8 protein-coding genes and 1 pseudogene are annotated in these 6,665 nt (G+C 37.0%); 2 read left to right on the forward strand and 7 right to left on the reverse strand.

Annotated elements, in window-relative coordinates; all coding sequences use genetic code 11:
* The 4 genes from AACY61_RS06595 to mraZ all read right to left on the reverse strand — a co-directional run.
* Window positions 1-1,965 (reverse strand): penicillin-binding protein (locus AACY61_RS06595; RefSeq protein WP_339610788.1); only part of this gene is annotated, 1,965 nt, incomplete at its 3' end.
* Complete coding sequence (locus AACY61_RS06600) at window positions 1,965-2,288, reverse strand: FtsL-like putative cell division protein (protein WP_339610789.1); 324 nt, start codon at window positions 2,286-2,288, stop codon at window positions 1,965-1,967. The genes AACY61_RS06595 and AACY61_RS06600, both read right to left, overlap by 1 nt.
* An 8-nt stretch (window positions 2,289-2,296) precedes the next feature.
* A complete protein-coding gene (gene rsmH, locus AACY61_RS06605) occupies window positions 2,297-3,193 on the reverse strand; it encodes a 16S rRNA (cytosine(1402)-N(4))-methyltransferase RsmH (protein ID WP_339610790.1) in 897 nt (298 codons plus the stop codon).
* On the reverse strand, window positions 3,180-3,653 hold the full coding sequence (gene mraZ, locus AACY61_RS06610; protein WP_339610791.1) for a division/cell wall cluster transcriptional repressor MraZ: 474 nt from the start codon (window positions 3,651-3,653) through the stop codon (window positions 3,180-3,182). Before mraZ ends, rsmH begins: the two co-directional genes overlap by 14 nt.
* A 277-nt stretch (window positions 3,654-3,930) precedes the next feature.
* On the opposite strand from mraZ, the gene AACY61_RS06615 reads away from it, so the two are divergent.
* Window positions 3,931-4,695, forward strand: coding sequence for an alpha/beta hydrolase (locus AACY61_RS06615; RefSeq protein WP_339610792.1), 765 nt, complete (start codon window positions 3,931-3,933; stop codon window positions 4,693-4,695).
* A gap of 6 nt (window positions 4,696-4,701) precedes the next feature.
* Window positions 4,702-5,307 carry a ribosome biogenesis GTP-binding protein YihA/YsxC gene (yihA, locus tag AACY61_RS06620; protein WP_339610793.1) on the forward strand — a complete coding sequence of 202 codons (606 nt, stop codon included), beginning with the start codon at window positions 4,702-4,704 and terminating at the stop codon, window positions 5,305-5,307.
* On the opposite strand, the gene AACY61_RS06625 is transcribed toward yihA, so the two are convergent.
* The 3 genes and pseudogenes from AACY61_RS06625 to AACY61_RS06635 all read right to left on the reverse strand — a co-directional run.
* Window positions 5,282-5,671: a GTPase gene (locus tag AACY61_RS06625; protein WP_339610794.1), complete on the reverse strand. Its 390-nt coding sequence runs from the start codon at window positions 5,669-5,671 to the stop codon at window positions 5,282-5,284. The genes yihA and AACY61_RS06625 overlap by 26 nt on opposite strands.
* A 41-nt stretch (window positions 5,672-5,712) precedes the next feature.
* On the reverse strand, window positions 5,713-6,048 hold the full coding sequence (gene gldC, locus AACY61_RS06630; protein WP_339610795.1) for a gliding motility protein GldC: 336 nt from the start codon (window positions 6,046-6,048) through the stop codon (window positions 5,713-5,715).
* Window positions 6,048-6,665: pseudogene (locus AACY61_RS06635) on the reverse strand (gliding motility lipoprotein GldB); the annotation flags it as partial. The pseudogene AACY61_RS06635 and the gene gldC, both read right to left, overlap by 1 nt.

Here is a 6,665-nt window from a genome sequence, read left to right on the forward strand (position 1 = left end):
TTCTCCTTCAGGCACTGATTGTGCTTTTACTTTTCCATTTCCTGACACTTTAACTTTTAGTCCCAGGTTTTCCAAAAGTGAGACTGCATCCATTCCGGCCATTCCTTTTACATTGGGTACTGCAGCATATTGTTTTTGTGATAATTCATAGTAGTCCTGAAAGTCATTTTTAATGGAAGCCTGGAGTATTTCAAGGTTATCAATTACATCAGAGCTTGGGGAGTCGATGTGAATTTTCTGCGCGATACTCTTAAACACAGGTCCTGCCACATCTGCTCCATAATAACCGGTACTTACTCTTGGCTTGTGAATAATGACAATACAAGAATACTTTGGGTTTTCTGCCGGAAAATATCCGGCAAATGAGGATATATATCTTCGGTTTGATTCAAAATCCTCCATCCAGTATTCTGTTTGTGCGGTCCCTGTTTTTCCCGCCATTGAAAAATCGGGTGAGTAAAGGGAGCGCCCGGTTCCATTTTCAACCACTTTTTTCAAAACCTCCTGTGTTTTTTTAATGGTTTCAGAAGATGCTATTTGCGGATTGATAACTTCTACACCAAAAGTTTCAATCTCTTTATTCCATGCCTTCACCTGACGGATGAACCTTGGTTTTACCATTACTCCGTCATTTGCGATGGCATTATAAAATGTGAGGGTTAGCAAAGGAGTCAAAGAAACCCCATATCCATATGCCATTGAAGGCAGCGCATTTTTGCTCCATGTTTTTTTATCTGAGGGGTGTGGTATTTTTGGTTTCCCTTCGCCTATAATTGGAAGGTCCAATTGCTTGTGCAGGTTCATTTTTTGAAGTAGTTCAACGAAACGGGCGGGATTGTCTTTATAATTTTCTTCAATTGCCCGTGCTATTCCAATATTTGAAGAAACCTCCATAACTCTTCCCATAGATATTTTTCCATAACCACCTTTACGAGAATCAGACACTTTTTTTCCATAAAAACTATAGGTACCATTGCCGGTGTCAATTACTGTGCTGGTGTCTATCACTTTGTCATCCAGAGCGGCTACAAAGGCCATCAATTTGAAGGTTGAGCCCGGCTCGTGGGACTCTCCGATCGCATAGTTGAGCTTTTCGTAATATGTTCCTTGACTGGTTCTGCCTAAATTGGAAACCGCTTTTATTTCACCGGTTTTGGTTTCCATAACAATTACAGTACCGTGTTCAGCTTCATAAAGCTCAAGTTGTTTCAATAATGCATGGTGAGCTATATCTTGAATATTGATATTGATTGTCGATATAACATCATAGCCATCTCGGGGTTCAATTTCATTTTCATCATAAATGGGTTTCCACTGCCCTTTTGCAATGCGTTGCTTAAGTCGTCTTCCATCACGTCCTCTCAGATATTCACCATAAGCTCCTTCTAAACCCACTCTCACAAAATGCCCGTTGGCATCTTTACGCTCATAGCCCACCATACGTTCAGCAATTTTCCCAATTGGATGTTCGCGAACAGTGCTTTGCTCTGTAATCATTCCTCCTTTGTATGGGCCGAGTTTGAAGAGAGGAAATTTTTTAACCTCCAGATAGTCTGAATAACTAATTTTTCTTTCTATTAATAAGTACCGATTTTTATTTGCTCTGGCATTTCTTAAAATGGACTCATAATGCGAAACCGATTTGTTGAATTTCTTTGAGAGCGCTTGTGAAAGTGGAACGATGTTTTGTTCAAAATTTTCAGCACTTACGGTAACCGCATCAAAGCGTATATCATATTTTGGGACTGATGTTGCGAGCAAGCTCCCGTCGTCTGCATAAACATTACCACGATTTGAAGGAATTACAAAGTTTTTAGTAGTGTTGATTTTTGCCAGTTCTTTGTATTTATCACCTTCGACAAACTGAATGTTAGTTATTTTAATCAAAACCGCCAACACAAAGAGAAATAAACATCCCGCAATGATGTAAAGCCGGTGTACAATATGTTTATCTTCAAATGCCATTATTGTGGTGTTTTTGACTTAATTACAATTTTAAAAGGTGGATTTTCTGAAGGTTTTAGACCTTTTTTTTCCAACTGGTTGACTACTTTACTTTCCATTTTAATTTTCATTAAATTGGAGCGAACTGCGACAAATTCACTTCGCAACTCTTTTACTTCATTGTTGATTTGTGCTATTTTATGAACTTTCTTGTCAGCACTGTGAGCACTTGAAATCATAATTAAAGCCAACAAAGAGAGGAAAATGATAAACTTCCAGTTTTTGAATGCGTCTTCATTTATTAAAAATTTTCCTTTTAATATGTCAACAATATTCTTTCTCACTTTAAAAATTATATTCGTTCGGCAATGCGGAGTTTTGCACTTCGTGCTCTGTTATTTTGTGCTACTTCATCATCATCGGGTACTATGAGTTTGCCAACTTTTTTAAAAGGCACCTCCACATGTCCAAATACGTCCTTTTCGGGCTCACCTTCAAAAAGACCATTTCTAATGAAGCGCTTCACTAAGCGGTCTTCCAGCGAGTGGTAGGAAATAAGGCTTAATCTTCCGCCAGCAGGCAATAAATCAACCGTTTGCAACAAAAACTCTTTGAGGGCTTGTATTTCCTGATTTACTTCTATTCGAATCGCCTGAAATAGTTGCGCCAGTATTTTATTTTCCTTGTGTTTGGGTAAAAACCTGCCCAATGCACTTTTTAATTCTTCACTGGTTTTTATGGGTTGCTTCATCCTGTTTTCAACGATCATTCGCGCCATTCCTGCAGCCGACTTTAACTCGCCATATTGAAAAAGGACATTTCTTAAATCCTTTTCGTTGTACTCATTAACAATATGATAGGCTGAGACCGCATTACTTTGATTCATTCTCATATCCAAATCGGCTTCAAACCGGGTTGAAAAACCGCGTTCAGCAACATCAAACTGATGTGATGACACTCCAAAATCTCCTAAAATTCCATCAACCTGTGTGATTCCGTGCAATCTTAAAAATCTTTTAATATGTCTAAAATTTTGATGTATAAGTATAAACCTGTTATCATCAATCTTGTTATTCAGAGCGTCTGCATCTTGATCAAAAGCAAATAACTTTCCTTTATCACTGAGTTTTGAAAGTATTTTTTTTGAATGCCCACCTCCGCCAAAAGTTACATCCACATAAACCCCTTCCGGCTTAATTTGTAAGCCTTTTACAGATTCCTTTAATAAAACCGGGTTATGATAATTCATTGCCTTCTTCAAGTTTGTCACCCATTACTTCTTCAGCCAAGTCTGCAAAATCTGTTGCCGCATCATCAATTGCTTTTTCATACTTGTTTTTATCCCAAATCTCAACAATATTGATTGCTGAGGACAAAACCAATTCTTTGTTTATTGAAGCAAAACCTATCAAATCTTTTGGAATCAACAACCTTCCTGAGGTGTCCAGTTCAATAACTTTTACTCCGGCTGTAAAACGTCTTACAAAGTCGTTGTTTTTACGGTTGAAGCGGTTCAGCTTATTTATTTTATGCATCAATTGCTCCCACTCAGCCATCGGATACAACTCCAAACAAGGCTGAAAGACTGCTCGTTTTAGCACAAACCCTTGCTCAAGCATCGGCGCAAGTTGCTTTTGCAAAGCCGAGGGCAACATAACTCGCCCTTTAGCGTCCGCTTTACATTCGTATGTGCCTATGAGATTGCGCATGATTTAGTTTAATTAGACTTTACAATTTCAAATATATTTATTTTTTCCCACTTTTTACCACTTTTTACCACTTTGTTGATAATTTTCAATTCAAACTAAGCATTTAGCCTTTAATTACTTAGCTTAAAAGGAATTCTAAAAAGCTTGAATTGTGAATAACTTAAAAATGTAAAAAGTTTAAAAAGCAGAAAAACCCCTCATGAAATAGTGGTGAAATGAAAAATAATTTATAACATTGAAATAACTATATTTGTCAATGTAATCAGGATTGAATTGTATGATTAAAAATTTGAAACAAGAAGGAAAATTCAATTATTTTGAAGTCGGCGAAGGAAAACCGATATTAATATTACATGGTCTAATGGGTGGTTTGAGTAATTTTGACACTGTGACTAGTTACTTTTCAGAAAAAGGGTATCATGTCATTCTCCCGGAATTACCAATTTACACTTTACCGCTGCTCAAAACCAATGTTAAAAATATTGCCACATATGTAAAAGACTTTATTGTCCATAAAAAATTGGGGGAAGTAATTTTATTAGGAAATTCACTGGGCGGACATATTGCTTTGTTATGTGCCAAGTTATACCCTGAGCACATTGAAGCTCTGGTTATTACAGGAAGCTCCGGTTTGTATGAAAGTGCGATGGGAGAAAGTTACCCCAAAAGAGGCGACTATGAATACATCAAGCAAAAAGCAGAAAATGTCTTTTATGACCCGGCAGTGGCCACTAAAGAAATTGTCGATGAAGTATATGAAACTGTCAATGACCGTAATAAACTTATCAGAACTCTGGCTATTGCTAAGAGTGCCATTAGACACAATATGGCAAAAGACCTGCCAAAAATGAACCACCCCACTTGTATAATCTGGGGAAAAAATGACCAAGTAACCCCACCAGATGTTGCTGAAGAATTCCACCAACTTTTACCTGATTCAGACTTGTACTGGATTGATGAATGTGGCCATGCGGCAATGATGGAACACCCCAAGGAGTTTAACATTCACCTGAATCACTGGCTCACAAAACGGGGAATTTAAAAAATCATGCAAATAAAATCTGCTGAATTTATTCTAAGTAACAGCGATGTTGAAAAATGCCCGGCATCCCGCATTCCTGAATATGCCTTTATTGGCCGTTCTAATGTTGGAAAGTCGTCTTTAATCAATATGTTGATGCAACGAAAAAGTCTTGCAAAAACTTCCGGAAGACCGGGAAAAACCCAACTCATCAATCATTTTCTAATCAATAAAAACTGGCATTTGGTCGATTTACCCGGTTATGGTTATGCACGGGTTTCTAAAAGCAGTAAAAAAGTATTTCAAAAATTTATTACTGATTATTTTCTTAAAAGGGAACAACTGGTTTGTGCTTTTGTATTAATTGATTGTCGACACGATCCTCAGCCTATTGATTTGCAATTTTTGGAATGGCTGGGTCAACAACAAATTCCATTTTCAATCATTTTTACTAAAGCAGATAAACTCAAACCCAATGCGCTGAAAAGAAATGTTGGTGCATACAAGCTAAAACTTTTGGAAAGCTGGGAAGCACTTCCGCCTTGTTTCATCACCTCGTCTTCTAATTCCACCGGGAGGGATGAGGTATTGCAATATATCGATGATATCAACTCGGAATTTGAGTATTCCTAAAACTTTTACCATTTACTTCAATTAATTGAATTAATTCGTCTACGGTAGAAATTTCACTCAGCTTTTTTGTAGTTACAAAAACCTCCAGGTCTTGAAAATTTTCAATCAAAACGACGGGAAAACTATGTTTTGCCCCAAATTTTGAAGCATATTTTTTTTGAAATTCATCTCTATGTAGAAAAACCATTTCAAAAGCACTTTCTTTTCTGAATTTTTTCCACTTTTTGTTCTCTGAAAAAGTTCCATAGGTTAGTGCACACAAATTACATTGATATGTTTTTGGACTGGATTGTTTATGGACAGCATCAAGCAGCGCATTTAATTTTCCTGAATTTGCATTGTAGATAAAAATAAGTTTTGACATAATCAAGAGGGGTTAAGATAAAGGCCAGCATAATCAAAAAACTAACGATTCAATTCAAGTTTTTCTGCAAAGTATTCTGTGAAATCACGCATAGTAGCGCTCATTTTTTCATCATTAGTAGCCCGTTCAAAGGTGTCGGCCATCGCACTTAAGGTTTGGTGAAAAAATTGCTTCATTTCATCTAAAGGCATATCTTTAGTCCACAAATCGATACGCAATGACTCTTTGTTTTTACTATCCCAAACCGAAAGCATCAAAGCTTTGGTTTCTTCGTTTTGTACACCACCATCTGCTGCTGTCCAGTGCAGTTTTTCAGGTATTTTATTTTCATCAAGAGTGACATCAATTTCGATGGTTGATTTATGTGTTTTTGTCATTATTTTCTGGGTTTAAATTTTGAATTTTTGAATAGTTCACTTGCAGGGGTTTGGAGCAGCGATTTTAAGTCTGGATTAGTGGTTTCAGCAAATGCTTTTACTATTTGCCAACCCATATATTGACCCAATCTGGCTGGAGATTCATTGTCTAGTTCCAAATAAAATTTAGAAAATGGGCCTGGTAGGATAAAGCGGGATGCCAATTTTGGATCTGTACTAAAGAGCAATTCCCGTTCAACAAAATAACGCCATATTTCTGCTTCGTTGTCAACAGCCCATTTCATTTCTTCCTTTGAATACCCCATAACTTCATTGTCCTCATAATTAGGCAACAATTGCTCCTTGAGATAAATTACTTTCCCAGCATACACCATTTGGTCGATAAATGTCCTGCTTGATGGTGGTTTTATGTAATTTTGAGCGATGGCTTCAGTTACTTCAGGCAGCAACTGATTGGGCCCAAGATTTTTAGAAATATACTTGTTGATATCTACATAAAAATGATGTTCACTGCCAAGAAAATTATCCAGTCCCACCAACAGCAGGCTATCTGCATAAATGACCCTGTTTCTGTAATCAACTTCAGAAATTAATGTAATTATTTTGGGTTCTATAAA

Source organism: uncultured Planktosalinus sp., assembly GCF_963973675.1.
GTDB lineage: Bacteria > Bacteroidota > Bacteroidia > Flavobacteriales > Flavobacteriaceae > Planktosalinus.